General features: G+C 43.7%; 20 protein-coding genes. 17 read left to right on the top strand and 3 right to left on the bottom strand.

All coding sequences use genetic code 11. The features are described 5' to 3' along the window. Positions 1-270 precede the first annotated feature (270 nt). From AC3E8G_RS01395 to recG, 6 genes are all read left to right on the top strand, one after another. The gene (locus tag AC3E8G_RS01395) at positions 271-2,115 is read left to right on the top strand and encodes an APC family permease (RefSeq protein ID WP_233331203.1); all 1,845 of its coding nucleotides are present in this window, start codon (positions 271-273) and stop codon (positions 2,113-2,115) included. Positions 2,116-2,416: 301 nt separating this feature from the next. Beyond that, positions 2,417-4,936, top strand: a complete 2,520-nt coding sequence (secA, locus tag AC3E8G_RS01400) for a preprotein translocase subunit SecA (RefSeq protein ID WP_490676850.1) — start codon at positions 2,417-2,419, stop codon at positions 4,934-4,936. 20 nt (positions 4,937-4,956) lie between these two features. Then, on the top strand, positions 4,957-5,988 hold the full coding sequence (locus tag AC3E8G_RS01405) for a 3-deoxy-7-phosphoheptulonate synthase (RefSeq protein WP_154857442.1): 1,032 nt from the start codon (positions 4,957-4,959) through the stop codon (positions 5,986-5,988). A gap of 83 nt (positions 5,989-6,071) precedes the next feature. Further along, positions 6,072-6,434, top strand: coding sequence for a holo-ACP synthase (gene acpS, locus AC3E8G_RS01410; RefSeq protein ID WP_006595699.1), 363 nt, complete (start codon positions 6,072-6,074; stop codon positions 6,432-6,434). Then, positions 6,424-7,551, top strand: coding sequence for an alanine racemase (alr, locus tag AC3E8G_RS01415; protein WP_272080138.1), 1,128 nt, complete (start codon positions 6,424-6,426; stop codon positions 7,549-7,551). The genes acpS and alr overlap by 11 nt, the downstream gene beginning before the upstream one ends. Positions 7,552-7,648: 97 nt before the next feature. Next, a complete protein-coding gene (gene recG, locus AC3E8G_RS01420; RefSeq protein ID WP_272080140.1) occupies positions 7,649-9,664 on the top strand; it encodes an ATP-dependent DNA helicase RecG in 2,016 nt (671 codons plus the stop codon). 359 nt (positions 9,665-10,023) lie between these two features. Here the strand turns inward: recG and AC3E8G_RS01425 are convergent, their stop codons facing one another. Beyond that, positions 10,024-10,986: an asparaginase gene (locus AC3E8G_RS01425; protein WP_490676851.1), complete on the bottom strand. Its 963-nt coding sequence runs from the start codon at positions 10,984-10,986 to the stop codon at positions 10,024-10,026. A gap of 64 nt (positions 10,987-11,050) precedes the next feature. Between AC3E8G_RS01425 and AC3E8G_RS01430 the strand changes: the two genes are divergently transcribed. Beyond that, positions 11,051-12,463, top strand: coding sequence for a Cof-type HAD-IIB family hydrolase (locus tag AC3E8G_RS01430; RefSeq protein WP_490676852.1), 1,413 nt, complete (start codon positions 11,051-11,053; stop codon positions 12,461-12,463). Between the two features lie 41 nt (positions 12,464-12,504). Here the strand turns inward: AC3E8G_RS01430 and AC3E8G_RS01435 are convergent, their stop codons facing one another. Next, on the bottom strand, positions 12,505-12,957 hold the full coding sequence (locus AC3E8G_RS01435; protein WP_048716469.1) for a universal stress protein: 453 nt from the start codon (positions 12,955-12,957) through the stop codon (positions 12,505-12,507). A 212-nt stretch (positions 12,958-13,169) separates the two neighbouring features. On the opposite strand from AC3E8G_RS01435, the gene AC3E8G_RS01440 reads away from it, so the two are divergent. The 10 genes from AC3E8G_RS01440 (at position 13,170) to AC3E8G_RS01485 (ending at position 25,744) form a co-directional block, all read left to right on the top strand. After that, a complete protein-coding gene (locus tag AC3E8G_RS01440) occupies positions 13,170-14,384 on the top strand; it encodes a pyridoxal phosphate-dependent aminotransferase (protein ID WP_023024219.1) in 1,215 nt (404 codons plus the stop codon). A gap of 184 nt (positions 14,385-14,568) precedes the next feature. Beyond that, positions 14,569-15,357, top strand: a complete 789-nt coding sequence (codY, locus tag AC3E8G_RS01445; RefSeq protein ID WP_154857454.1) for a GTP-sensing pleiotropic transcriptional regulator CodY — start codon at positions 14,569-14,571, stop codon at positions 15,355-15,357. Beyond that, positions 15,357-15,926 carry a cysteine hydrolase family protein gene (locus AC3E8G_RS01450; RefSeq protein WP_490676853.1) on the top strand — a complete coding sequence of 190 codons (570 nt, stop codon included), beginning with the start codon at positions 15,357-15,359 and terminating at the stop codon, positions 15,924-15,926. The genes codY and AC3E8G_RS01450 overlap by 1 nt, the downstream gene beginning before the upstream one ends. 136 nt (positions 15,927-16,062) lie before the next feature. Beyond that, positions 16,063-16,365 (top strand): Asp-tRNA(Asn)/Glu-tRNA(Gln) amidotransferase subunit GatC, encoded by a 303-nt coding sequence (gene gatC / locus AC3E8G_RS01455; RefSeq protein ID WP_002884769.1) that lies wholly within the window; start codon positions 16,063-16,065, stop codon positions 16,363-16,365. Beyond that, positions 16,365-17,831 (top strand): Asp-tRNA(Asn)/Glu-tRNA(Gln) amidotransferase subunit GatA, encoded by a 1,467-nt coding sequence (gene gatA, locus AC3E8G_RS01460; protein WP_490676854.1) that lies wholly within the window; start codon positions 16,365-16,367, stop codon positions 17,829-17,831. The genes gatC and gatA overlap by 1 nt, the downstream gene beginning before the upstream one ends. After that, the gene (gene gatB / locus AC3E8G_RS01465) at positions 17,831-19,273 is read left to right on the top strand and encodes an Asp-tRNA(Asn)/Glu-tRNA(Gln) amidotransferase subunit GatB (protein WP_049474046.1); all 1,443 of its coding nucleotides are present in this window, start codon (positions 17,831-17,833) and stop codon (positions 19,271-19,273) included. The genes gatA and gatB overlap by 1 nt, the downstream gene beginning before the upstream one ends. A 98-nt stretch (positions 19,274-19,371) precedes the next feature. Continuing rightward, on the top strand, positions 19,372-19,752 hold the full coding sequence (locus AC3E8G_RS01470) for a hypothetical protein (RefSeq protein ID WP_490676855.1): 381 nt from the start codon (positions 19,372-19,374) through the stop codon (positions 19,750-19,752). 156 nt (positions 19,753-19,908) lie between these two features. Continuing rightward, a complete protein-coding gene (locus AC3E8G_RS01475; protein WP_490676868.1) occupies positions 19,909-20,901 on the top strand; it encodes a 2,3-butanediol dehydrogenase in 993 nt (330 codons plus the stop codon). Between the two features lie 159 nt (positions 20,902-21,060). After that, positions 21,061-24,708: a pullulanase gene (locus AC3E8G_RS01480; RefSeq protein WP_490676856.1), complete on the top strand. Its 3,648-nt coding sequence runs from the start codon at positions 21,061-21,063 to the stop codon at positions 24,706-24,708. Positions 24,709-24,832: 124 nt separating this feature from the next. Further along, positions 24,833-25,744, top strand: coding sequence for a DMT family transporter (locus AC3E8G_RS01485; RefSeq protein ID WP_272080174.1), 912 nt, complete (start codon positions 24,833-24,835; stop codon positions 25,742-25,744). 32 nt (positions 25,745-25,776) lie between these two features. Here the strand turns inward: AC3E8G_RS01485 and AC3E8G_RS01490 are convergent, their stop codons facing one another. Continuing rightward, a complete protein-coding gene (locus AC3E8G_RS01490) occupies positions 25,777-26,397 on the bottom strand; it encodes a TVP38/TMEM64 family protein (RefSeq protein ID WP_061454661.1) in 621 nt (206 codons plus the stop codon). Between the last annotated feature and the right edge of the window lie 113 nt (positions 26,398-26,510).

The raw sequence follows: 26,510 nt of genomic DNA on the forward strand, positions 1-26,510 counted from the left end.
AGTAGAGCCCACTCAACCACTGCGTCTTGCTCGACAATCCAAAAATAATTGAGAGGCTAGGATTTTTGTCCCAGCCTCGTTTTTTGCTTGGATCAATTTGAAAGAAGCGGACCGATCTAAGAGAGCTCGAATGAATGAAGACGATGAAAACTTTATGAAAATTTCATAATTTAAGTTGACAGTCTTGAAAAAAAGGAGTAGAATAACCCCTGTTTTATGAAAAGAGGCAGGGAATTCCCGGCCTCATGATCTTTTTTCAAGGAGTTTTTTATGTTTTCAACATTGAAAAAATGGTTTATTGGCCGTCCGTTGAAATCTGGTGCAGAAGGTGAAGGAGGATTGCTAGGGAAAATGCAGGCCTTGGCTATGCTCTCTAGTGACGCACTTTCTTCTATTGCCTATGGTCCAGAGCAAGTTATCCTGGTCTTGATGACCGTATCAGCAGGAGCCATTTGGTGGTCCATTCCAATTGGGATTGTGGTCTTGGTTCTCCTAGCCAGTTTAACGATTTCTTATCGTCAGGTCATTCATGCCTACCCTCAAGGGGGAGGAGCCTATATGGTGACTTCGGAGAACCTGTCTCCCAAAGCGGGTTTGATTGCTGGTGGAAGTCTCTTGGTTGACTATATGCTGACAGTAGCGGTATCTGTTTCTTCCGGTGCAGATGCCATCACGTCAGCGATTCCCTCTCTTCATCCTTATAATCTTCACATTTCCATTTTGTTGGTCTTGCTTTTGATGCTGATGAACCTTCGGGGACTGCGCGAATCGGCCACATCCTTGATGATTCCGGTCTACCTGTTCATCGTCAGTACCATTGCCTTAATCGGCTATGGCGTGATCCAAATTTTGACAGGGCATTTGGCCTATAACGCGACTGCGCATGTTGGCCAAACTATTTCAGGGGTTAGCATTATTCTCTTGTTGCGGGCCTTTACGAGTGGATCGGCTTCCCTAACAGGTGTTGAAGCCATCTCCAATTCGGTTCCCTTCTTTAAGAAACCAAAAGCAAAGAATGCTGCCTCTACTTTGACCATTATGGCTTTGATTTTGGGGATCATGTTTGCAGGGATTACCTTCCTTAATTACTGGGTGGGTGTTGTTCCGGCAAAAGGGGTAACAACTCTAGCCCAAATGGCCCAAGCCATCTTAGGGAATTCCCCAGTCGGTCAAGCCTTCTTTTACGTCTTTCAATTATCAACAGCTTTGATCCTGGCAGTAGCTGCGAATACTGGTTTCTCAGCCTTTCCAATGTTGGCCTTTAACATGGCTAAAAACAAATACATGCCACACATGTATATGGAAAAAGGAGATCGTCTGGGCTATTCCAATGGGATTTTGACCTTGGCGATTGGTGCCATCGTCTTACTCTTGATCTTTGATGGACAAACAGAAAGCTTGATTCCGCTTTATACCATTGGGGTCTTCATTCCTTTTGCCCTTTCTCAAACAGGGATGGTCATTCATTGGAAACGCCAATATCAAAAAGGATTTCTCAAGTATTCGCTGGCTAATATCCTCGGGGCTGCTATCTGTTATGGGATTGTCTTGATCCTCTTGTTGTTCCGTCTGAGTGAGATCTGGCCTTTCTTCCCTATAATCGGTCTTTTACTTTGGATGTTCTTAAGTATTCGCAATCACTATGATAAAGTTGCGGCTCAATTGCGTTTGGGAAGGAAGATCGAAAAGACAAATTACGCGGGCAATACTGTCATTGTCCTTGTTGGGAATGTCACTCAGGTAAGCGTGGGAGCTATGAGTTATGCAAATAGCCTAGGAAACGATGTTGTAGCGATGCACGTGTCAACGGAAGAAACCAAGGTCAAAGATGCTGAGGTAGCAGAAGAATTTAAGCATTATTTCCCTCATATTCGCTTTGAAAATGTTATGACAAGTTACCGGGATATTATCCAACCAACAGTTGAATTTGTCTCAAAAGTAGCTGAGGAGGCCAAGGAAAAAGGAAACACCGTCACAGTCTTAGTTCCTCAATTTATCCCTAAAAAACATTGGCAAAATATTCTCCACAACCAAATGAGTTTGAAATTGAAGTATGCACTTCGTTGGCATGAAGAAGTGGTTGTGGCAAGCTATTCTTACCATTTGTCTGAATAACTATCGCATAAAGAAGAGATGTCTACTATAGAGGTGATTCGGATTAAAAACAAAGTTTTAGTAGATGATTGAATAATTCTAACGAGTATAATTTTTATAGAATTTATTAGATTTGTATCAATGAACAGTTTGTCTTCACTTTCAGATGTCTGCTTGAGCAGGCATCTTTTTGGATTTTCTCACACGAAAAAACCACTCGAAAGTCTTGTAAGATACAGCCTTTATCTTGAAAAAATGTTTAAAAAATGCTATAATAAAAAGAACGTTTAAAATTTAAGAAATTTGAAAAGTAAGGAAACTAATGGCTAATTTATTAAAAACAATTATCGAAAATGATAAAGGTGAATTAAGACGATTGGAAAAGATGGCAGACAAGGTCTTCTCATACGAAGATCAAATGGCTGCCTTGTCAGATGATGAACTGAAAGCGAAAACAGAAGAGTTCAAGCAACGCTACCAAGATGGCGAATCATTGGATGACCTTCTGTATGAAGCTTTTGCGGTAGTTCGTGAAGGTGCCAAGCGTGTCTTGGGCTTGTTCCCTTATAAAGTACAGGTCATGGGTGGGATTGTTCTTCACCATGGTGACGTTCCAGAAATGCGTACAGGGGAAGGGAAAACCTTGACTGCGACCATGCCGGTGTATTTGAATGCCCTATCTGGTAAAGGGGTTCACGTTGTCACTGTCAACGAATACCTGACAGAACGTGACGCGACAGAGATGGGAGAATTGTACTCATGGCTAGGTCTTTCAGTTGGGATCAACCTAGCTGCAAAATCACCGTCTGAAAAACAAGAAGCTTATGCTTGTGATATCACCTATTCAACCAACGCGGAAATTGGTTTTGACTACTTGCGTGATAACATGGTTGTTCGTGCCGAAAACATGGTACAACGTCCTTTGAACTACGCCTTGGTCGATGAGGTAGACTCTATCTTAATCGATGAAGCCCGTACGCCATTGATTGTCTCAGGTCAGACTTCTACAGAAACTAGCCAACTTTATCACATGGCGGATGCCTTTGTGAAATCTTTGGAGGAAGAAGACTACATTATTGATGTCCCTTCAAAAACCATTGGTTTGTCAGATTCTGGGATTGATAAGGCTGAAAGCTACTTTAAGCTTGAAAACTTGTATGACATTGAAAATGTTGCTTTGACGCACTACATTGACAATGCCCTCCGTGCAAACTACATCATGATTTTGGATATCGACTATGTAGTCAGTGAGGATCAAGAAATCTTGATCGTCGACCAATTTACAGGTCGTACCATGGAAGGTCGTCGTTATTCAGACGGCTTGCACCAAGCGATTGAAGCTAAAGAAGGTGTACCAGTCCAAGAAGAAACCAAAACATCAGCTTCTATTACTTACCAAAACTTGTTCCGGATGTACAAGAAACTTTCAGGGATGACAGGTACTGGTAAAACAGAAGAAGAAGAATTCCGTGAAATCTACAACATTCGCGTTATTCCAATTCCAACCAACCGTCCGATTGCTCGTATCGACCATCCAGACCTTCTCTACCCAAGCTTGAAATCTAAGTTTAAAGCTGTAGTAGAAGATGTAAAAGCTCGCTATGAAAAAGGCCAACCAGTCTTGGTGGGTACCGTTGCTGTTGAAACCAGTGACTACCTATCTCGCCTCTTGGTTGAAGCGGGCGTTCCTCACGAAGTCTTGAATGCGAAAAACCACTACAAAGAAGCGCAAATCATCATGAACGCTGGTCAACGTGGTGCCGTTACCATCGCGACCAACATGGCCGGACGTGGTACCGATATCAAGCTCGGTGAAGGGGTTCGTGAACTCGGTGGACTTTGTGTGATTGGTACCGAGCGTCATGAAAGCCGTCGTATTGATAACCAGTTGCGTGGACGTTCTGGACGTCAAGGGGACCCAGGTGAATCTCAATTCTACCTTTCTCTTGAAGATGAGTTGATGCGTCGTTTCGGTTCAGAGCGTATCAAAGCCTTGCTGGACCGCTTCAAATTAAGCGAAGAAGAATCTGTCATCAGATCTAACATGTTTACACGCCAAGTCGAAGCAGCTCAAAAACGAGTGGAAGGGAACAACTATGACACTCGTAAGCAAGTCCTTCAGTATGATGATGTTATGCGGGAACAACGCGAGATTATCTACTCTCAACGCTATGATGTCATTACAGCAGATCGTGATTTGGCGCCAGAAATCAAGGCTATGATCAAGCGGACGATTAAACGGATCGTTGAAGGAGCAAGCCATTCAAGCAAGGAAGAACGAATCGAAGCTATCTTGAACTTTGCCAAATACAATTTGGTCCCTGAAGATACGATTTCAGAGAGCGATATTGAAGGTAAATCTGATAAAGATGTGATTGATTACTTGTACAAACGCGCTGAAGAGGTTTATGAAAACCAAGTAGCGAAATTACGTGATGAAGAAGCAGTCAGAGAATTCCAAAAAGTCTTGATTCTTCGCGTTGTGGATAGCAAATGGACTGATCACATCGATGCCTTGGATCAATTGCGTAATGCTGTCGGTCTCCGTGGTTATGCACAAAACAATCCTGTGGTTGAATACCAATCAGAAGGATTCCGTATGTTCAACGATATGATTGGCTCTATCGAGTTTGATGTGACTCGTTTGATGATGAAAGCTCAAATCCACGAACAAGAGCGTCCACGTACAGAACACAGTATTTCAACGACAGCGACTCGTAATATTGCCGCTCAAAAAACTGATTTACCAGAAAATCTTGACTTGAGTCAAATCAAACGCAATGACATCTGTCCATGTGGATCTGGTAAGAAATTTAAAAACTGCCACGGTAAAAAACTCTAATCGTATGAAAGGATCGGCCTATGTCTTTTACAGCTACTAGCCCAATCATTGATGAAACAGCAGTAACCTCTCTTTATCGCTTAGAAGGTGAACATCTGGCTCGCAAAGAAGCGCGTGACCGTGAATTAGCCTCTATTTTGAAAGGGGAAGATAAGCGGATTTTGCTTGTGATGGGACCATGTTCATCAGATAATGAGGAAGCAGTGATGGAATATGCTCGTCGCCTTGCAACCCTTCAAGAAGAAGTTAAAGATCGGGTCTTCATTGTGATGCGGGTCTATACTGCCAAACCTCGGACCAATGGAGATGGCTACAAAGGCTTGATGCATCAGCCAGATACCGCTTCAGAACCTAGCTTTGTAGCTGGTTTAAAGGCTGTTCGTCGCCTACATCATCGAGTGATTACCGAAACTGGTTTGACAACAGCAGATGAACTGTTGTATCCAGAGACCTACCCATTTGTTGAAGATCTCCTTTCTTATGTTGCCATTGGGGCACGTTCTGTAGAAGATCAAGGCCATAGATTTGTGGCGAGTGGCATCTCAGTCCCAACTGGATTGAAAAATCCAACGTCTGGAAATCTGTCGGTCATGTTTAATGCAATTTATGCTGCACAACATGGGCACCATTTCTTCTATAATGGTCGTTCTGTGGAGACAAGTGGAAATCCATTCGGGCATGCTATTCTGCGTGGAGCCTTAGACGCGAATGGGAAAAACATTCCAAACTACCACTATGAAGATTTGCTAGAAGCTGCGCATCGCTACCAAGCCTTGGGCTTGCAACATCCATTTATCCTGGTTGATACCAATCATGATAATTCTGGGAAAAAATTTGCTGAGCAGATTCGCATTGTCAGAGAAACCCTTACAAATCGTAGCTGGAATCCAATTATCCATGATGTCGTCCGTGGATTTATGATTGAATCTTATCTAGAGGACGGTCGTCAAGATCAACCAGAAGTATTTGGTCAATCGATCACAGACCCATGCTTGGGTTGGGAAAAGACAGAAAGCTTAGTACGAGAAATTTATCAGTATGTAGCTGAATAAGAGGAGAGGGCTGGAGAAAATATTCTCAGCCCTTTCCTTCTTAAATAGAGTTGCTGATAGAAAATCATTAAAGAGGAAAAGATATGATTGTTGGACATGGGATAGATATCGAATCGATCCAATCCATTGAACAAGCCTACCAGAGACATCCGAGATTTGCTTCCAAGGTGTTGACAGAGACGGAACGAGAACGGTTCGACCAATTATCTGGGAAAAGGAAAATGGAATACCTGGCAGGTCGATGGTCTGCCAAAGAAGCTTTTTCCAAGGCTTGGGGAACAGGAATTGGTCCAGTAGGATTTCAGGATCTGGAAATTCTAACCAATCAAAAAGGGGCTCCCTATTTTTCAAAAGCTCCTTTTAGTGGAAAGATTTGGGTATCGATTAGTCACTCAGGCGATTTAGTTTCGACCAGTGTCATTTTGGAGGAAAGAAATGAAAGCTAGTATACATAGACCAACGCGAGCATATGTGGATGTAGAGGCTATTGCCTATAATGTTCAACAAATACAAGCCCATATTCCGAAAGAGACCTTGACCTTTGCAGTTGTCAAGGCAAATGCATACGGCCATGGGGTTGTGCCAGTGGTAGAACGCTTATTGCCACTAGTAGATGCTTTTTGTGTCTCCAACTTAGATGAAGCCTTGGAAGTTCGCCAAGTAGCAGATGAAAAACCGATTTTAATTTTGGGAGTTGCACCAGTCGAACACGTTGCGATCGCCATCAAAGAGGAAATTCGTTATACAGTGGCTAGTCTCGAGTGGTTGAAAGCATTGTTGGCTGAAAAGTCTGATTTGACTGGGTTGAAGGTTCATATTAAAGTGGATTCAGGAATGGGACGAATTGGTTTTCGTTCGGCAGAAGACTTGCAGGAAGCCATGATCCTATTAAGAGACCATGGAGCAGAAGTGGAAGGGATCTTTACTCATTTTGCAACAGCTGATGAGAAAGATGACCGGCATTTCCAAGGCCAATTGCAACGATTTAAGAACTTATTGGAGCTCTTGCCCTATACTCCTAAAATCGTTCATGCCAGCAATTCAGCAACAACTTTATGGCATTCTGATACCATTTTTAATGCTGTCCGACTAGGCGATGTCATGTATGGTCTCAATCCAAGTGGAAGAGAGTTAGAGCTTCCCTATAGCATCCGTCCTGCTTTGAGTCTGGAAACAGAATTGGTCCATATCAAACCACTAGAAGTGGGTCAGACTGTTGGCTATGGAGCGACCTATCAGACTAGTGAGGAAGAGTGGATTGGAACCATTCCGATTGGCTATGCAGATGGCTGGACCAGAGATATGCAAGGTTTTCATGTCCTTGTCGATGGGCAATTCTGCCCGATTGTTGGTCGCGTATCCATGGACCAGATCACCATTCGCCTACCGAAGGCCTACCCGATTGGGACTAAGGTGGTATTGATCGGAAGGGATGGTGATCTAGCTATAACGACAACAGATGTAGCAGTCTATCGTGGTACTATCAACTATGAGGTTGTTTGTGTCTTGAGCGATCGCGTACCAAGAGTTTATCGTCCAACAAAGGAAGACAGTGGGAAGTAAGTTGTTTGTCTTTTCCCAGCTTCCTTTTATAAAAAGTTCGAGATGAAAGAGGTTGATGACGAAGGTCCCAGCCTCCTTTCTTATCTAGGAGGAAAGAATGAACTTACACCAACCACTTTCTGTCCTGCCAGGAATTGGACCGAAATCAGCAGAGAAATACAAGAAATTGGGAATCGAAACGGTTGAGGATCTCTTGCTCTACTTCCCATTTCGGTATGAAGATTTTAAATCAAAAAATGTTCTGGACCTGGAAGATGGAGAAAAAGCAGTTGTTTCTGGAATTGTTGCCACTCCAGCCAGTGTCCAGTATTATGGTTACAAGCGTAACCGTCTTCGCTTTACCATTAAACAAGGAGAGCTGGTCCTAGCGGTGAGTTTCTTTAACCAGCCCTATCTGGCGGACAAGATTGAACTAGGGCAAACGGTGGCTGTCTTTGGTAAGTGGGATAAGGCCAAAGGAGCCTTGACAGGGATGAAGCTGTTAGCCCAAGTCGAAGATGACTTGCAACCGGTCTACCGCTTGTCTCAGGGGGTGAGCCAGTCTGCTCTAGTAAAGGTCATCAAAACGGCTTTTGAAGCTGGCTTAGATCAGCTATTGGAAGAAAATCTCCCCCAAATCTTAATGGACAAGTACCACTTGCTTTCTCGCAGACAAGCAGTCAGGGCCATGCATTTTCCTAAGGATCTTGAAGAATACAAGCAGGCCCTGAGACGCGTAAAATTTGAAGAACTGCTCTTTTTCCAATTGCAACTGCAGGTCTTGAAGGAAGAAAATCGTTCCGTCGGACAGGGAATTGTGCTGGATTGGGATGAGAAGAAGTTAAAAGCTCTTCAAGCTAAACTTCCATTTACGTTGACAGAAGCCCAGGAGCGAAGTCTGAACGAAATTCTAGCAGATATGCGTTCTCCTCACCACATGAATCGTCTCTTGCAAGGAGATGTCGGAAGCGGGAAGACCGTCGTTGCTGGACTGTCCATGTATGCTGCTGTAACAGCTGGCAAGCAAGCAGCCTTGATGGTCCCAACTGAAATCCTAGCTGAGCAACATTTACAAAGTTTGACCTCTCTCTTTCCTAGTCTTAGAATCCTTCTTTTAACAGGCAGTCTAAAAGCTGCGGAGAGACGAGACCGTTTGGAATTGATTCAGACAGGGCAAGTGGACCTTATTGTGGGAACCCATGCCTTGATTCAGGAGGGGGTTCATTTTCATGATCTTGGCTTGGTCATTATTGATGAGCAGCACCGTTTCGGTGTAGCCCAAAGACGGATACTGCGTGAAAAGGGCCAAAATCCGGATGTCTTGATGATGACAGCGACCCCAATCCCCCGGACCCTGGCAATCACTGCTTTTGGGGATATGGATGTTTCGATTATCGACCAAATGCCAGCAGGTCGAAAAGAGATTATCACCCGCTGGGTCAAGCATCAACAGTTAAATTTAGTCTTGGATTGGCTGGTCAAAGAAATTCAAAAAGGCTCCCAAGCCTACGTCATTTCTCCCTTGATTGAAGAATCTGAAGCCTTGGACCTCAAAAATGCTATTGCTCTAGAGGAAGAATTGATTGCATACTTCGGAGACCGAGCCCGTATTGCTCTCCTTCATGGTAAGATGAAGGGGGAAGAAAAAGAGGCCATTATGCAGGCCTTTAAGCAGGGAGAAATTGACTTACTAGTTTCTACAACTGTAATCGAGGTCGGCGTCAATGTTCCCAATGCTACCGTCATGATTATCATGGATGCAGACCGCTTTGGTTTGAGCCAATTGCACCAGTTGAGAGGTCGGGTAGGGCGTGGTGATAAGCAGTCTTACGCAGTATTAGTTGCCAATCCCAAAACAGAATCTGGTAAGCGTCGGATGAAAATCATGACCGAAACCACTAATGGGTTTGTCTTGGCAGAAGAAGACCTCAAGCTACGAGGCTCTGGGGAAATCTTTGGAACGCGTCAATCAGGTATACCAGAATTTCAAGTGGCCAACCTCATTGAAGATTATCCAATCTTAGAGGAAGCACGAAAGGTAGCTGTTCAGGTGGTCACGACTCCTAATTGGCGAGAGCATCCAGATTGGCACTGTCTGTCTCTACATTTGGAACAGAAAGAACACCTGGACTAAGAAAGAATAAGAAAGAGACTGGGACAAAAGTCCTAGCCTCTCAATTATTTTTGGATTGTCGATCAAGACGCAGTGGTTGAGTGGACTCTACTACGCTGATTTCATCAGCTTTTACAGTCCTACTCAACTGTGCGGAGGTGGGACGACGAAATCGAATTCTAACGAATTACCGATTTCTGTCCCACTCTCTTTTTATCTTATTTTAAGTTTGTGGACCTATAATCGTAAAAAATAGAAAAGAGGTCCTAGCTATGCGAACCATGTTGAAATTCATCTTGTCAATCATTATCTCAGTCCATCAAAGCTATTTTTAAATCTAAAAGGCGGACGTATCTAGCATCACACCTTCTATCCTTATTCTACCCTTTCATATAGTCTCTTAATTCATCACCTTTTAATCCAGCATTGAGAGCAATCAATAGTTTCAACCGGGCTTTGACTGCATTGAGCTCTTTTACAAAGAAGATGCCATGCTCGTGAAGTTTGACTCCGCCCCCATCGTAAGCATAGACAGGTTCTGCAATTCCATTGAAGCAACGGGACACCAAGGCAATAGGAAGGCCAGCCTCTTGAAATTCAAAGAGTTTCTCAGCTACTTCCTTAGGAAGATTTCCAGCTCCAAAGGCTTCAATGATCAAACCATCCATTTGTTGGACATCTAGTAGGTCAAGGAGTTCTGTTTTCATGCCCGCATAGGCTGAAATGATGGGGACAACTCCCTTGATTTCTCGCAAATCAAAACGCACACGGGGTTCAGCTGTTTTGAAGAAAAGAACTTCTTTTTTCATGACCAAGCCTAGAGGGCCATGTGTGGGGGTCTGGAAGGTGCTGACATTGGTGGTATGTGTTTTGGTCACATACTTGGCTGCATGGACTTCATCATTCATCACGACCAAGACACCCTTGTCTTGTGATTTGGGATCTGCTGCAACTCGGATGGCAGTCAGATAGTTATAAACGCCGTCGCTTCCTAATTCATTGGAGCTTCTCATGGCTCCTGTCAGGACTACCGAAATAGTTGGCAAGTCCATGGTATCTAAGAAGTAGGCTGTTTCTTCAAGAGTATCGGTACCATGGGTAATGACAATCCCATCATACTGGGAAGCCTCTTTCTGAATCTTATGATAGAGTTGCAACATGTGCTGAGGAGTTACATGAGGGCTGGGTAAATTTAAAAAATCTTCTGAAGTAAGCTCAACCCCTGCCAGTGACAGATCAATATGGTTCATGGGGTTGGATGAATTGGTCACGACAGCCCCAGAGGCATCCGCCTGCATGGAGATGGTCCCTCCTGTATGAAGGGCCAAAATTTTCTTAATCATGTGTGTCTCCTTCGAATGTGTGTTATAATTTATTGTATCATAAAACGGAAAGAAAGCAGTCATCATGGAAATAAAAGCGGTCTTTTTTGACATTGACGGAACCTTGGTCAATGATAGTCGAATGGTCTTGAAGTCAACTGAAAAAGCCATTCGCGCCTTAAAGGAACAAGGAATTTTTGTTGGTTTGGCAACAGGGCGAGGACCCTTCTTTGTCCGTCCTTTTATCGAGCGCTATGACTTTGATTTTGCGGTCACCTATAATGGTCAGTATATTTTTACCAAGGACAAGATCTTATCTGCTTCTCCAATTGATAAGAAGAATCTGCATGACTTGATTGACTACGCAAAAAAACATCGCATCGAAATCGCCTTAGGAACAGAAGATGGAGTTGAAGGCTCTCGCATTATGAGTTTTGGTCTGAGTCCGATTTCTCTATGGTCTGCACGGTTTGTACCAAAAGGCTTTTCAAAGGCAGTTAGTCAGGGCTTCAACAAGGTGGTTAGCAAGGTTGTCCCTCAAGACCAAAAGCAACTGCAACAAATTGCCCAAGGACCGGTTTATCAGGTTCTCTTATTAGCTAGTCCTAAAGACACTCAAAAAGTTGAGCAAGCTTTTCCTGAATTAAAATTTACGCGTTCCAGCCCCTTCGCGGCGGACGTCATCAATCCAGATAACTCAAAAATGGAAGGGATTCGGATTGTAGGAGAGGAGTTTGGCTTTTCAATGGACCAGGTGATGGCCTTTGGAGATTCGGATAATGACTTAGAGATGCTCTCGGGTGTTGGCTTGTCGATTGCGATGGGCAATGGAACCAGCAGGGTCAAAGAAGTGGCTCAGCACACAACGACCAGTAATACCAAAGACGGAATTCAAAAAGCGCTGGAACATTTTGGAATTATTACAGATCAGCCTCTTTTTGTCAGTCGCGACGATCACTTTAATAAGGTCAAAGCCTTCCATCAACTCATGGATGGTCAAACTCAGGAAGAACCAAAGGCCTGGGATAATCAAGAGGCTCTTTACCGAACTATGTTTAAGCAGGAAGAATTGGTTGAATTTATTCGAGCAGCGAGCAAGGATGAAGCAACCTTCGATCGTTCAATCGAAAGCTTGCATCAAGCCCTAGATGAGGCAGCCAATAAGGTTCGTAGCAAGCATCCAGCTGAGATCTCCATGGTGGGGCAGGTCGATGCCTTGATTGATACCTTGTATCTGACTTATGGTAGTTTTGTTCTAATGGGGGTCGATCCTGAAGAAGTCTTTGAGATTGTACACCGCGCAAACATGGGGAAGATTTTCCCAGATGGTCAGGCTCACTTTGATGAAGTCACGCATAAAATTTTAAAACCGGACGACTGGGAAGAAAAGTATGCCCCTGAGCCAGACATTCAAAAAGAGCTAGAACGGCAAATCAAAGCTTATCAAAAACACTGCTCTGAAAAAACAGCAGAATCTGAAGAAAATAAAAAGGTGTGAGGAAATTCGTTTTCCTTCACACCTTTTGGTTTTTATAAAGTTTATAAGGTCTTTTCTGTCTCACGAACCACTAACAAATCGACTTTGGCATGGCGGAGGATGTATTCAGATGAAGACCCGACTAGTAAACGTTCAAAAGCATTGAGACCAGTTGCCCCAACCATGATGAGGTCAACTCCCTCTTCTTCTGGGATATCAGTCGCTAAGAGGACTTTTGGATTCCCCATTTCAATCACCGAAGCAATGTTTTGGACACCGGCTTCTTTAGCACGCTTGATATACCCTTCTAATAGTTCATTAGCTTCTGTTTGGAATCCTTCATACACCTCAGCATCAAAACTAGAGACACTTTGTAAGGCACGTGTATCAACGACATGAGCAAGGGTAAGTTTAGATCCGTTTCGCAACGCAACATTGACCCCTTTCTCAAAAGCAAGTTCAGCTTCGCGAGATCCATCAACTGCAACCATGATGTTTTCGTATTTTTGAGACATGTTCCGTCCTCCTTTACTGCTTGAAAACGTGAAAAGAAATGGAAGAACCCATTTATGTTACCTATAATTATATTTTAAACCTTTTACCATAGAAAGTAAAGGTCAAATCAGATATCTATAGGATTTCATTGAGAATGAAAGAGGTTGCTCAGTTGTACTCCAGATTAACTAGTGGTATAATGGAAGCAGTTTGATAAAGTGAGGAAAAAATCATGAAAGAATACAATAAGTCCGTCAAGCTAGAGCACGTTGCTTACGATATTCGTGGTCCAGTCTTAGAAGAAGCGATGCGCATGCGGGCAAACGGGGAGAAAATCCTTCGCTTAAATACAGGAAATCCGGCTGAATTTGGGTTCACGGCTCCCGACGAAGTCATTCATGATTTGATTATGAATGCTCGGGATAGTGAAGGGTATTCGGATTCAAAAGGAATTTTTTCTGCCCGTAAGGCCATTATGCAGTATAGCCAATTGAAAAAGATTCCGAATGTTGAGATTGATGATATCTATATCGGAAATGGTGTCAGTGAGTTGATTGTGATGTCCATGCAAGGCTTGCTGGATAATGGAGATGAAGTACTTGTGCCAATGCCAGACTATCCTCTTTGGACAGCAGCGGTCAGCCTAGCAGGTGGAAATGCAGTACACTATGTTTGTGATGAAGAGGCTGAGTGGTATCCTGATATTGATGATATCAAGTCGAAAATCACTTCAAACACCAAGGCTATCGTCGTGATTAACCCAAATAACCCGACCGGAGCTCTCTATCCAGATGAGATTCTTTTGGAAATTGTCGAAATTGCTCGTCAACATGGCTTGATTATCTTTGCAGATGAAATTTATGATCGCTTGGTCATGGATGGTGCCAAACACACAGCCATTGCTAGTCTCGCGCCAGATTTGTTCTGTGTCAGCATGAACGGTTTGTCCAAATCACACCGCATCGCGGGCTTCCGTGTGGGTTGGATGGTCTTGTCTGGACCAAAACACCATGTGAAGGGCTATATCGAAGGGCTCAATATGCTCTCCAATATGCGTCTGTGTTCAAACGTCTTGGCCCAACAAGTGGTTCAGACTTCTTTGGGAGGCTACCAGTCAGTGGACGAACTCTTGCTCCCAGGTGGTCGAATCTACGAGCAACGGAACTTTATCTACAAGGCCATCAACGATATCCCAGGGCTTTCAGCTGTCAAACCAAAAGCTGGTCTTTATATCTTCCCTAAGATTGATCGTGAAATGTACCGGGTAGATGATGATGAGCAGTTTGTCTTGAATTTCTTAAAACAAGAAAAGGTTCTCTTGGTTCACGGACGTGGATTCAACTGGAAAGAGCCGGATCATTTTCGGATTGTTTACCTTCCTCGAGTAGAAGAATTGGCTCAAATTCAAGAGAAGATGACTCGTTTCTTAAAACAATACAAACGATAAGTGTAAGAGAAATCGCTAATAGGCGGTTTCTTTTTTTGAATGAATCCAGCGAATATTTTGTTACATAAGACTAATTTTTCTGAATTGAATAGAATTGTAGAAAAAATAAATAATTTTCAGATAATTTGATTGAAATTCCCTCACTTATATGATATACTTTAGCTGACTATATGCGAGGTTTATTATGGCTAAATTATTAGAAAAAACGAGAAAAATTACATCTATCTTGAAACGTTCTGAAGAACAGTTGCAAGATGAAATGCCTTATAATGCAATTGCCCGTCAACTGGCTGATATCATTCATTGTAATGCTTGTATTATTAATAGCAAGGGAACTCTTCTTGGTTATTTTATGCGCTACAAAACCAACAATGACCGGGTAGAAGCCTTCTTTGAAAATAAAAAATTACCTGAAGATTATGCTAAAGCAGCTAGTTTAGTCTATGAAACAGAAGCCAACCTTCCTATCGAACATGATTTGACAGTCTTTCCAGTAGAGACCAAATCTGATTTTCCAGAAGGCTTGACGACCATTGCCCCTATCCATGTATCTGGGATTCGTTTGGGATCTTTGATTATCTGGCGCAATGACAAAGAGTTTGACGATGATGATTTGATCTTGGTTGAGATTGCCAGTACCGTAGTTGGGATTCAAATGTTGAACTTCCAACGAGAGGAAGACGAGAAAAACATTCGTCGCCGGACAGCGGTCAATATGGCTGTGAATACTTTGTCTTATTCAGAATTGCGGGCGGTATCTGCCATCCTCGGTGAATTGAAGGGAAATGAAGGGCAGTTGACCGCTTCTGTGATTGCGGATCGGATTGGTATTACCCGCTCTGTGATTGTCAATGCGCTGCGGAAATTGGAGTCAGCCGGTATTATTGAAAGCCGTTCTCTTGGGATGAAGGGAACCTACCTCAAAGTCTTGATCCCAGATATTTTTGAAGAAATTAAGAAAAGAGACTACTAATGACTAAAGCGTTAATTTCGATTGACTACACCGTTGATTTTGTAGCGGATGAAGGTAAGCTAACGGCAGGAGCTCCTGCACAAGCTATTTCCGAGAGCATTGCCCAGGTGACCCAGCTAGCCTTTGACCAAGGGGCCTATGTCTTTTTTGCGATTGATGCTCATGATGTAGACGACCCCTTTCATCCAGAAAGCAAGCTCTTCCCACCTCATAATATCATTGGGACTAGTGGACGGGATTTGTATGGTCCCTTAGCTGATTTTTATCGGGAGCACAAAGCGGATCTACGCGTCTTTTGGATGGACAAGCGTCATTATTCTGCTTTTTCAGGAACTGATTTGGATATTCGCCTCCGGGAACGTGGCGTAGATACGGTTATTTTGACGGGAGTCTTAACGGACATTTGTGTCCTCCATACAGCAGTAGATGCCTATAATCTGGGCTATCGGATCGAAGTGGTCGCGCCTGCAGTGGCGTCGCTCACTCCTGAAAATCACCAGTTTGCTTTAAATCATTTCAAACATGTTTTGGGAGCAAAAGTGGTGAATGAACAATTAGAAGAATTGTAAGATTAGAGTTCGAGGAGAATGGCCTAATGCCTAGCCTTCCTCGGACTCTATTTTCTTGCCAAACTACCGCATAAATACTAAAAATATGGTAAAATAGAGGGTATTGAAAAATCATCATTTCACGAAAGGAAGCAAGATGAAAATTACGCAAGAAGAGGTAACCCACGTTGCCAATCTTTCAAAATTGAAATTCTCTCCAGAAGAGACAGCTGAGTTTGCGACAACCTTATCGAAAATTGTCGACATGGTGGAATTGTTGGAAGAAGTGGACACAACCGGTGTTGCCCCAACAACAACCATGGCGGATCGTAAGACCGTATTGCGTCCGGATGTTGCTGAAAAAGGGACGGACCGTGACCGCTTGTTTAAAAATGTACCTGAAAAAGATAACTACTACATCAAGGTACCAGCTATCCTAGAAGATGGAGGAGATGCCTAATGTCATTCAACCATAAAACCATTGAAGAGTTGCACGACCTCCTTGTCTCTAAGGAAATTTCGGCAACTGAATTGACACAAGCGACGCTTGATGATATCAAGGAGCGTGAAGAAGCAGTCAATGCCTTTGTAACGGTGGCCGAAGAAGCTGCTCTTGCGCAAGCTAAGGCCATTGATGAAAAAGGAATCGATGCAGATAACCTTCTGTCAGGGATTCCGCTCGCAGTTAAAGACAATATCTCAACAGATGGCATCTTGACCACTGCAGCATCAAAAATGCTCTATAACTACGAGCCCATCTTTGATGCGACAGCTGTTGCCAATGCCAAAGCAAAAGATATGATTGTCATCGGGAAGACCAACATGGATGAATTTGCCATGGGTGGATCTGGTGAAACTTCATATTATGGACCAACCAAGAATGCTTGGGATCACAGCAAGGTGCCTGGTGGTTCGTCAAGTGGTTCTGCTGCAGCTGTAGCTTCAGGGCAAGTCCGTTTGTCTCTTGGTTCAGATACAGGTGGTTCCATCCGTCAACCGGCCGCCTTCAACGGAATCGTCGGTCTCAAACCTACTTATGGAACAGTTTCACGTTTTGGTCTCATTGCCTTTGGTAGCTCACTTGACCAAATTGGTACTTTCTCACCAACGGTTAAGGAAAATGCCCAATTGCTTAATGTCATTGCCAGCGAAGATGCCAAGGATTCAACTTCTGCACCTGTTCGTGTAGCAGACTTTACTTCTAAGATTGGTCAAGACATTAAAGGCATGAAGATTGCCCTTCCTAAGGAGTACCTTGGTGAAGGGATCGATCCAGAAGTCAAAGAAACCATCCTTAATGCAGCCAAACACTTTGAAAAATTGGGAGCAACTGTCGAAGAAGTTAGCCTTCCACACTCTAAATACGGGGTTGCCGTTTACTACATCATCGCTTCATCTGAAGCTTCTTCAAACTTGCAACGTTTCGACGGGATTCGCTATGGTTTCCGTGCGGAAGATGCCAAGAACTTAGATGACATCTACGTGAATACTCGTAGCCAAGGCTTTGGTGATGAGGTTAAACGTCGGATCATGCTGGGTACCTTTAGTTTGTCATCTGGTTACTACGATGCCTACTATAAGAAAGCTGGCCAAGTTCGTACCCTCATTATCCAAGACTTCGAAAAAGTCTTTGCAGATTATGACCTTATCCTTGGGCCAACAGCTCCAAGCGTGGCCTTTGATTTGGATTCGCTCAACCACGACCCGGTTGCCATGTACTTGGCTGACCTCTTGACTATTCCAGTCAATTTGGCAGGTCTTCCAGGGATTTCGATTCCTGCAGGTTTTGCGCAAGGTCTTCCAGTTGGTTTGCAGTTGATTGGTCCCAAGTATTCTGAAGAAACCATCTACCAAGCTGCAGCTGCCTTTGAAGCAACGACGGATTACCACAAGCAACAACCCCTTATTTTCGGAGGTGACAATTAATGAACTTTGAAACAGTCATCGGACTTGAAGTCCACGTTGAATTGAATACAAACTCAAAAATTTTCTCACCAACCTCTGCTCACTTTGGGAACGAGCAAAATGCTAACACTAATGTGATTGACTGGTCTTTCCCAGGGGTGCTTCCTGTCTTGAACAAGGGTGTTGTAGACGCTGGTATCAAGGCTGCTTTGGCGCTGAATATGGATATTCATCAGCACATGCACTTTGACCGTAAGAACTATTTCTACCCTGATAATCCAAAGGCCTACCAAATTTCGCAATTTGACGAGCCAATCGGATACAACGGATGGATTGAAGTGCAATTGGAAGACGGCTCAACTAAGAAAATCGGGATTGAACGTGCCCACTTGGAGGAAGATGCCGGTAAGAACACCCACGGAACAGACGGTTTCTCTTATGTAGACCTCAACCGTCAAGGGGTTCCATTGATCGAAATCGTATCTGAAGCAGATATGCGTTCTCCTGAAGAAGCCTACGCCTATTTGACAGCTTTGAAAGAAGTCATCCAGTACACTGGTATTTCTGACGTCAAGATGGAAGAAGGATCGATGCGTGTAGATGCCAACATTTCCCTTCGCCCGTACGGTCAAGAGGAATTTGGTACCAAGACTGAGTTGAAAAACTTGAACTCCTTCTCAAACGTCCGTAAAGGTCTTGAATACGAAGTGGAGCGTCAAGCGAAAATCTTGCGTTCAGGTGGGATTATTCGTCAAGAAACACGCCGTTACGATGAAGCCAATAAGAGCACGATTCTTATGCGGGTCAAAGAAGGAGCAGCGGATTACCGTTACTTCCCAGAACCAGACCTTCCCTTGTTTGAAATCTCAGATGAGTGGATCGAGGAAATGCGTACAGAGTTGCCAGAGTTTCCAAAAGACCGTCGTGCTCGCTATGTGGCAGAGCTTGGCTTGTCTGACTATGATGCCAACCAATTGACAGCGACGAAAGTCACTTCTGACTTCTTTGAAGCAGCTGTAGCCCTTGGTGGCGATGCCAAACAAGTGTCTAACTGGCTCCAAGGTGAAGTCGCACAATTCTTGAACGCAGAAGGCAAAACGCTGGAAGAAATCCAATTGACACCGGAAAATTTGGTCGAAATGATTGCCATCATCGAAGATGGAACCATTTCTTCTAAGATTGCCAAGAAAGTCTTTGTTCACTTGGCGAAAAACGGTGGTGGTGCGCGTGAATACGTCGAAAAAGCTGGATTGGTACAAATTTCAGACCCTGAAGTCTTGATCCCAATCATCCACCAAGTCTTTGCAGACAATGAAGCAGCCGTAGCTGACTTCAAGTCAGGGAAGCGGAATGCGGACAAGGCCTTCACAGGTTTCCTCATGAAAGCAACCAAAGGTCAAGCCAACCCACAGGTAGCCCTCAAGTTACTTGCCCAAGAATTAGCGAAGTTGAAAGAAGAGTAATAGAGAAAGACCAGCCGAAAGGTTGGTTTTTACTATCCATAAAATTGTGTTAGAATAGGAAAGATCATTACATATCAACTGGCATTAGGAGGAGTTACATGAACAAATTTTTAAGAGTCTTATTTGTCCTGGTTATCATCGCCATGTCTGGAGCGATTATCTTTCAGCTCTTCTTTCCAACTTATATGGGAAGTCATTCGGGATATGGTATTTCTGTCGGTTGGCAACGGGAGATTGGGATTTGGAATGTGGCGGTCCTTGTGATCCTGATTGCTGTCAATCTCAAATATGATTGGTTTTATCTTCGTACGGTTTTATTGGCCTTGATCATTGGTGGGCTTGGGATTGGGACCAATCATTTATTTGCTTATCTCAACTATCATTTGCCAGTAAATGCTATTGGAGCTTTTGAAAATTATCTTCTTGTTCTGGGCTGGATTGTCGGTTGGAAATTAGAGTCATCTCGGACCGATAATTAAGATATTAACCGTCTGTTTCTTCTTGACAAAGTTTGTGAAAGGGTTTACAATATGCTTGTCGGGTTTCCTGAAAGGGAATTGCAATTCATGGAAAAATAGGAGAATCATATGGAAACAATGAAAGCTGCTCGCTAGCATGGCAAGAAGGACGTTCGTATCGAAGAAGTAGAAGTCCCTAAAGTACAACCTCATCAAGTAAAGGTTGCGGTCAAATTCACGGGAATCTGTGGGACAGACTTGCATGAATACTTGGATGGACCAATCTTCATTCCAACAGAAGAGCATGTCTATTCTGGTCAAAAAGCACCCGTTACCCTCGGTCACGAGTTTGCTGGAGAAATTGTTGAAGTTGGAAGCGATGTGACTCGTGTTAAAGTCGGTGATCGTGTGACGATCGAGCCAATTTTAGCAAAACACAACTTAATTGGTGATTATAACCTTGATCCAAATTTGAACTTCGTCGGTCTTGCGGCAGATGGTGGGTTTGCTAAATACTGTGTCCTAGATGGAGATTTGGTCCATGTGATTCCAGATAGCTTGAGCTATGAGCAAGCAGCGCTTACAGAACCTGCTGCTGTAGCCGTTTATGCAGTTCGTCAATCTGCTATCAAGGCAGGAGATACAGCTGTTATCTTTGGTTTGGGGCCTATCGGTCTCTTAATCGTGGAAGCCCTTCGTGCAGCTGGTGCTTCAAAAATCTATGCGGTTGAATTGTCCCCTGAACGTCAAGCCAAAGCAGAAGAGCTAGGTGCCATTGTGGTTCGTCCAGAAGAAGGTGAAACAGTCGTAGAAGCCATCCATCGTTTGACGGATGGGGGAGCGGATGTGTCTTATGAAGTAACAGGGGTTCCTGTTGTTCTTGGACAAGCTTTGGCAGCTGTCCATAAGGCAGGTGAGTGTATGGTCGTATCCATTTGGGAACGCGAAGCCAGCATCAATCCAAACGAATTCGCCATTCAAGAAAAGACCCTCAAAGGGATTATCGCTTATCGCCACATCTTCCCTAAAGTATTGGAATTGATGGAACAAGGCTATTTCTCTGCTGAAAAATTGGTTACCAAGAAAATCAAATTGGAAAACATTGTTCAAGATGGCTTTATCGAATTAACGCAAGATAAATCGCAAATCAAGATTTTGGTTGAGCCATAATGTACTACATCCTTACAGAATAAAACCAGTCCATTTGGGCTGGTTTTTTTAAAAATAGGGAGGACAATATAAAAAGATAGTATAAATTGAGAAAACGCTTGCATAAATAATTTTTACATGCTATACTGGTTGAACACTAATCATTTTAAGGAGACAAATATGAAACAGAATTCTTCTGTAACAGGCGATAAACAAGTCGTCTATGCGATTCGTCGATTGAAAAATGGCGTTGGTTCGGTGGCGATTGCGACGAGTTTGGCCCTCTTAACAGCCTTTGCTGGTCCAGTCAGTGCGGATGAGGTGGTCAATCCCCCCGCAACAGCTTCAGAAGTGGTGGCAACCCCGTCAAATGAAGCAAGCACTTCTTCATCAGATGTGAAGCCAGCTGCGAACACTGAGACAAGTGAAACTCCAAAAGTGGCGGAAGAAAGTGTCACTGCGCCTGAAAATGTAAGCGCCCTCACTGAAGAGGTTGCTTCTCCTCAGTCTGAGAAGGCAGAGGAGCCGATTGCTGATCAGACCATCCGGATTCATGTGAAAAAGCTACCAGAAGAAAACAAGGAAACTCAGGGGCTCTGGACCTGGGATGATGTTGAAAAACCTTCGGAAAACTGGCCGACGGGTGCTCAATCCTTTAAGGATGCAAAGACAGATGACTACGGCTATTATCTAGATGTCAAGCTTAAAAATGATCAGGCTAAGAAGATTAGCTTCCTCATCAACAATGTTAAAGGGGACAATATCACAGGGGACAAGTCCATTGAATTACTCTCTCCAAAAATGAATGAAGCCTGGTTAGATGACAAATTTAAAGTCTATTCTTATCAGCCTCAAGCAGAGGGAATGGTCAGAGTCAATTATTATCGGACAGATGGAAATTATGACAAAAAATCTCTCTGGTATTGGGGAGATGTAGAGAATCCGAGCAGTGCTGCCTGGCCGGATGGGACAGATTTTACAGCGACAGGGAAATACGGTCGTTACATTGATATCCCCCTAAAGGAAGCTGCAAAAGAATTTGGTTTCTTATTATTGGATGAGAGTAAGTCTGGAGACGATGTGAAAATTCGACAAGAAGATTATAAATTTGCTGACTTGAAGAACCACAGCCAGATTTTCTTACGGGACGATGATCCGACTGTTTACACCAACCCATACTATGTCAACGATATCCGTATGACGGGTGCCCAACATGTCGGTAAGGAAAAGATTGAAGCCAGCTTCTCGACCTTGGCAGGGGCACAGAAAGAAGAATTGCTCAAGCGGACCAAGATCACGGATGCTCAGGGTAATCCAGTTACCATCTCGGACCTGCTTTTAGATGAAGCTGGAAAGAAAGTGACCTATACAGGGGATTTCTCTCAGGTTGATCAATCCTATACGGTTCAATACGACAATGACCGCTTTACAACTAAAATGAACTGGCGCCTCAAGGATGAAGCCTATAGCTATGATGGAACTCTCGGAGCTCATCTTCATGAAGGAGGGAAGAAGGTTGATCTCACCCTCTGGTCACCAAGTGCGGACAAGGTATCCGTTGTCATCTATGACAAGAACGATTCTGAAAAACTAGTTGGCCGTGTGGCTCTAGAAAAAGGGGAGCGAGGCACTTGGAAGCAGACCCTTTCTGCTGATTCAGGACTGGATATCCAAGATTATACGGGCTATTTCTACCAGTATGAAATCGAACGCCAAGGAAAAACCTTCACGGTCCTTGATCCGTATGCCAAATCGTTGGCAGCTTGGAATAGTGAATTGTCCAAGACAGATGCGGTTCATAAGGTAGCAAAAGCAGCCTTTGTGGATCCAAGTAGATTAGGTCCGAGCGACTTAACCTATGCGTCCATTCCAAACTTTAAGAAGCGAGAAGATGCTATCATCTATGAAGCCCATGTCCGCGACTTCACTTCTGATCCGGCTTTGGCATCAGAGCTTAAGAGCCAATTTGGGACCTTTGCTTCCTTTGTTGAAAAATTAGATTATCTCAAAGACCTTGGTGTAACGCACGTTCAACTCTTGCCAGTTCTGTCTTATTATCACGTTAATGAATTGAAAAACAGCGAGCGCTTGTTAGAGTATGCCTCAAGCAATAGCAACTACAACTGGGGCTATGATCCACAGAACTACTTCGCCTTGTCAGGGATGTATTCAACAGATCCAAGCAATCCTCAAAAACGAATTGAAGAATTCAAGAATTTGGTCAATGAAATCCACAAACGTGGAATGGGAGTGGTACTAGACGTTGTCTATAACCACACAGCTAACGTGGACATCTTTGAGGATATCGAGCCGAATTACTATCATTTCATGGATGCGGACGGTACGCCTCGAACAAGCTTTGGTGGTGGACGCTTGGGAACAACCCACTACATGTCCAAACGGGTCTTGGTCGATTCGATCAAGTATTTAGTGGATACATATAAGGTGGATGGTTTCCGATTTGACATGATGGGAGACCATGATGCAGCCTCTATCGAAGAAGCCTACAAGGCAGCTCGTGCTCTAAATCCAAATCTCATCATGTTGGGTGAAGGCTGGGTGACCTATGCAGGTGATGAAAACAGTCCAGTACAACCAGCAGACCAATCCTGGATGAAGAAAACAGACACCGTTGCCGTATTCTCAGATGATGTTCGAAACAATCTAAAATCTGGCTATCCAAATGAGGGACAACCAGCCTTTATCACCAATGGAAAACGGAAGATTGCGACCATCTTTAAGAATCTCATCGCGCAACCAACCAACTTTGAGGCAGATAGCCCAGGTGATGTCATCCAATACATTGCGGCCCATGATAACTTGACCCTCTTTGATATTATATCTCAGTCTATCAAGAAGGACCCTAGTATCCCAGCCAATAATGCAGAGATTCATCGTCGCTTGCGTCTCGGAAACCTGCTCGTTCTGACAGCTCAAGGAACACCGTTCCTTCATTCTGGTCAGGAATATGGTCGAACCAAGCAATTCAAGGATCCAGCTTACCGCACGCCTGTTACCGAAGACAAGGTTCCAAACAAATCTCATTTATTGGTAGATGAAAATGGAAAACCATTTGACTACCCTTACTTCATCCACGATTCTTATGACTCAAGCGATGCCATCAACCACTTTGATTGGGAAAAAGCAACCAATGAAGCCCTCTATCCAGAGAATACGCGCTCTCGCGCCTTCACCAAAGGATTGATTGCCCTTCGTAAGTCAACAGACGCCTTCCGCATGGATAACATGGAAGAAGTGAAGAACCGCGTCAAGCTCTTGACGATTCCAGGTGAGAATGGAGTTGAAGAAGAGGATCAGGTGATTGGCTACCAAATCACAGCAAGTAATGGAGAAGTATACTTGGTGTTAGTCAATGCGGATACCAAGGCGCGTGACTTTGCATTAGGAACGGACTTCGAACGCTTTAGAAAGGCGGATGTTCTAGTGGATGGTGAACGCGCAGGTATTAGCAATCTAACTGATCCGAAAGGAATCTCTTGGACAGAAACAGGACTTCGACTAGATGCATTAACGGCTACCGTTCTGCGACTTCCGGTTCAAGGTGCTTTTGTAGCTCCTGCAGTCTTGGAAAAACCAGAATATCTCCTAACAGAGCAAGACCTGACCCCTCAAGTTGATGCCTTATCTCATCAGGACCTAGAACAACCGATCAAAGATTTCATCGTCAAAGAAAAACCATCATCAGAGAAAACAGACGAGTTGCCTGCTACAGGAGAACAATCGTCTGGACTTGCTAGCCTTGCTGGCCTCTCCCTCTTGACAGGTCTTGGATTTGGCATGATGAAAAAAGGAAGAAAAGAAGAGTAGTTTCTTCTTCATCTAGGGTTTAAAATAGTTTATAAATCCAATAAAAATCAGCCCTTTTGGGCTGGTTTTTGTGATAGAATAGAGAAGAAGTCGAGTACTGTATTAATTCGTTTTGGGAGGCAACATGTCTACATCTTTCAAAGGAACCGTGATGACCGTGATTGCTGGAATTGCCTGGGGGCTTTCTGGAGTCAGTGGGCAATATTTGATGGCACATGGTTTTTCGGCCATTATCTTGACCAATATTCGCCTGCTGATTGCAGGTGCCGTCCTCCTTCTCTTTGCTTATCTGTCCGATAAGGAGAAGTTTGTTGCCTTTTTTAAGGATAAAAGCTCTTATATCTCTTTGATTCTCTTCGCATTTTTGGGCTTGCTATTGACTCAGTTGACCTATCTGATCGCTATTGCAGAAACCAATGCTGGAACTGCAACAGTGCTTCAATACGTTTGCCCAGTTGGTGTTTTAGCCTATACCTGCATCAAGGATCGCGTAGGGCCTACTGTCTCAGAGATTGCTTCCATGCTGTTAGCAATTGGGGGGACCTTCTTGATTGCAACCCATGGACAGTTGAATCAATTGGCTATTACGCCCAAGGGTCTAGGCTGGGGCTTGTTTTCGGCCTTTGCCTACGCTCTCTATATCATTTTACCCCTCGATTTAATCAAAAAATGGGGAAGCATGCTGGTCATTGGGGTGGGCATGCTCTTGCCAGGGATTCTCATGGTTCCTTTTAGTGGCTTGGTATCCTTTCAAGGACACTATTCTTCGGATAACCTCTGGGCCCTCTTTGGCTTGATTGTGTTAGGAACCATTTTTGCTTATACGGTCTTTCTTAAAGGAACCTCGATGGTCGGGGCAGTCAAGGGGAGTTTATTAGCTTCTATCGAACCTATTTCCGCTGTATTTTTCGCTTATATGATCATGAACGATCAGTTCTATGCGATTGATTTTATTGGGATGGGGATGATTTTGTTAGCAGTTCTTCTGATCTCTCTGAAAGACCTCATCATTCAAAAAGAAAAAGGAATTCTATAAAAAAGATGCTGGGTGTTTGCCCAACATCTTTTTTAGGTCATTTGCCAGAAATAGTCGATGATATAGGTGAGACCATAAGTGTAGATGACCAGAGTAATCGGTTTACAGAGAATAATAATGGTCATATAGCGCTTAAAGGTCATATTGGTCAATCCAGCTAGCATGCAGAGAAAGTCCGCTGGACTGATAGGCCAGATCATCATGAAGATGAAGAAACGATCAAACCTCTTGCCTTCGTTGAGCCAGTTAATATATTTGTCGTAAGTCTTCTGGCTGACCATAGACTGGACAAATTTAGGCCCGTACATTCTCGCGAGGTGGAAAATGATGGCACAGCCAATGACGATGCCGATGTAGTTGTAGATGGTCCCAATGATGTGGCCATAGATAAAGACACCAGCGACAGACGTTAGAGCGCCAGGAATAATAGGGACCACTGTTTGAAGGATCTGAAGAAAGATAAAGAGAGGTGGTCCAAAGATGCCTGCTTGGAGAATAAAAGCTGACAAGGTTTCCTTGGATTGGAGAATGCCAGCAAAGTAGGCCCAGATACAGAAAGCAAGGGTTGCCAGGGCCCCAACGATGGAGGACCAATTGATGATTTTTTGGAGGAGAGGGGAGACCTCCCTCATTTTTTTTTCTTTTGTTATCATAACTCTTCCGCGTATTTTTTTCTTCTACTATACCACGTTTTTGGAACTTTGTAACGATTTTGTCTATTTTAGGGAATATCAAAGAGATAGAATGGGTCCTCTTACAAAGGGGA

The organism is Streptococcus sp. SCPM-O-B-15294 (M123) (assembly GCF_058200455.1).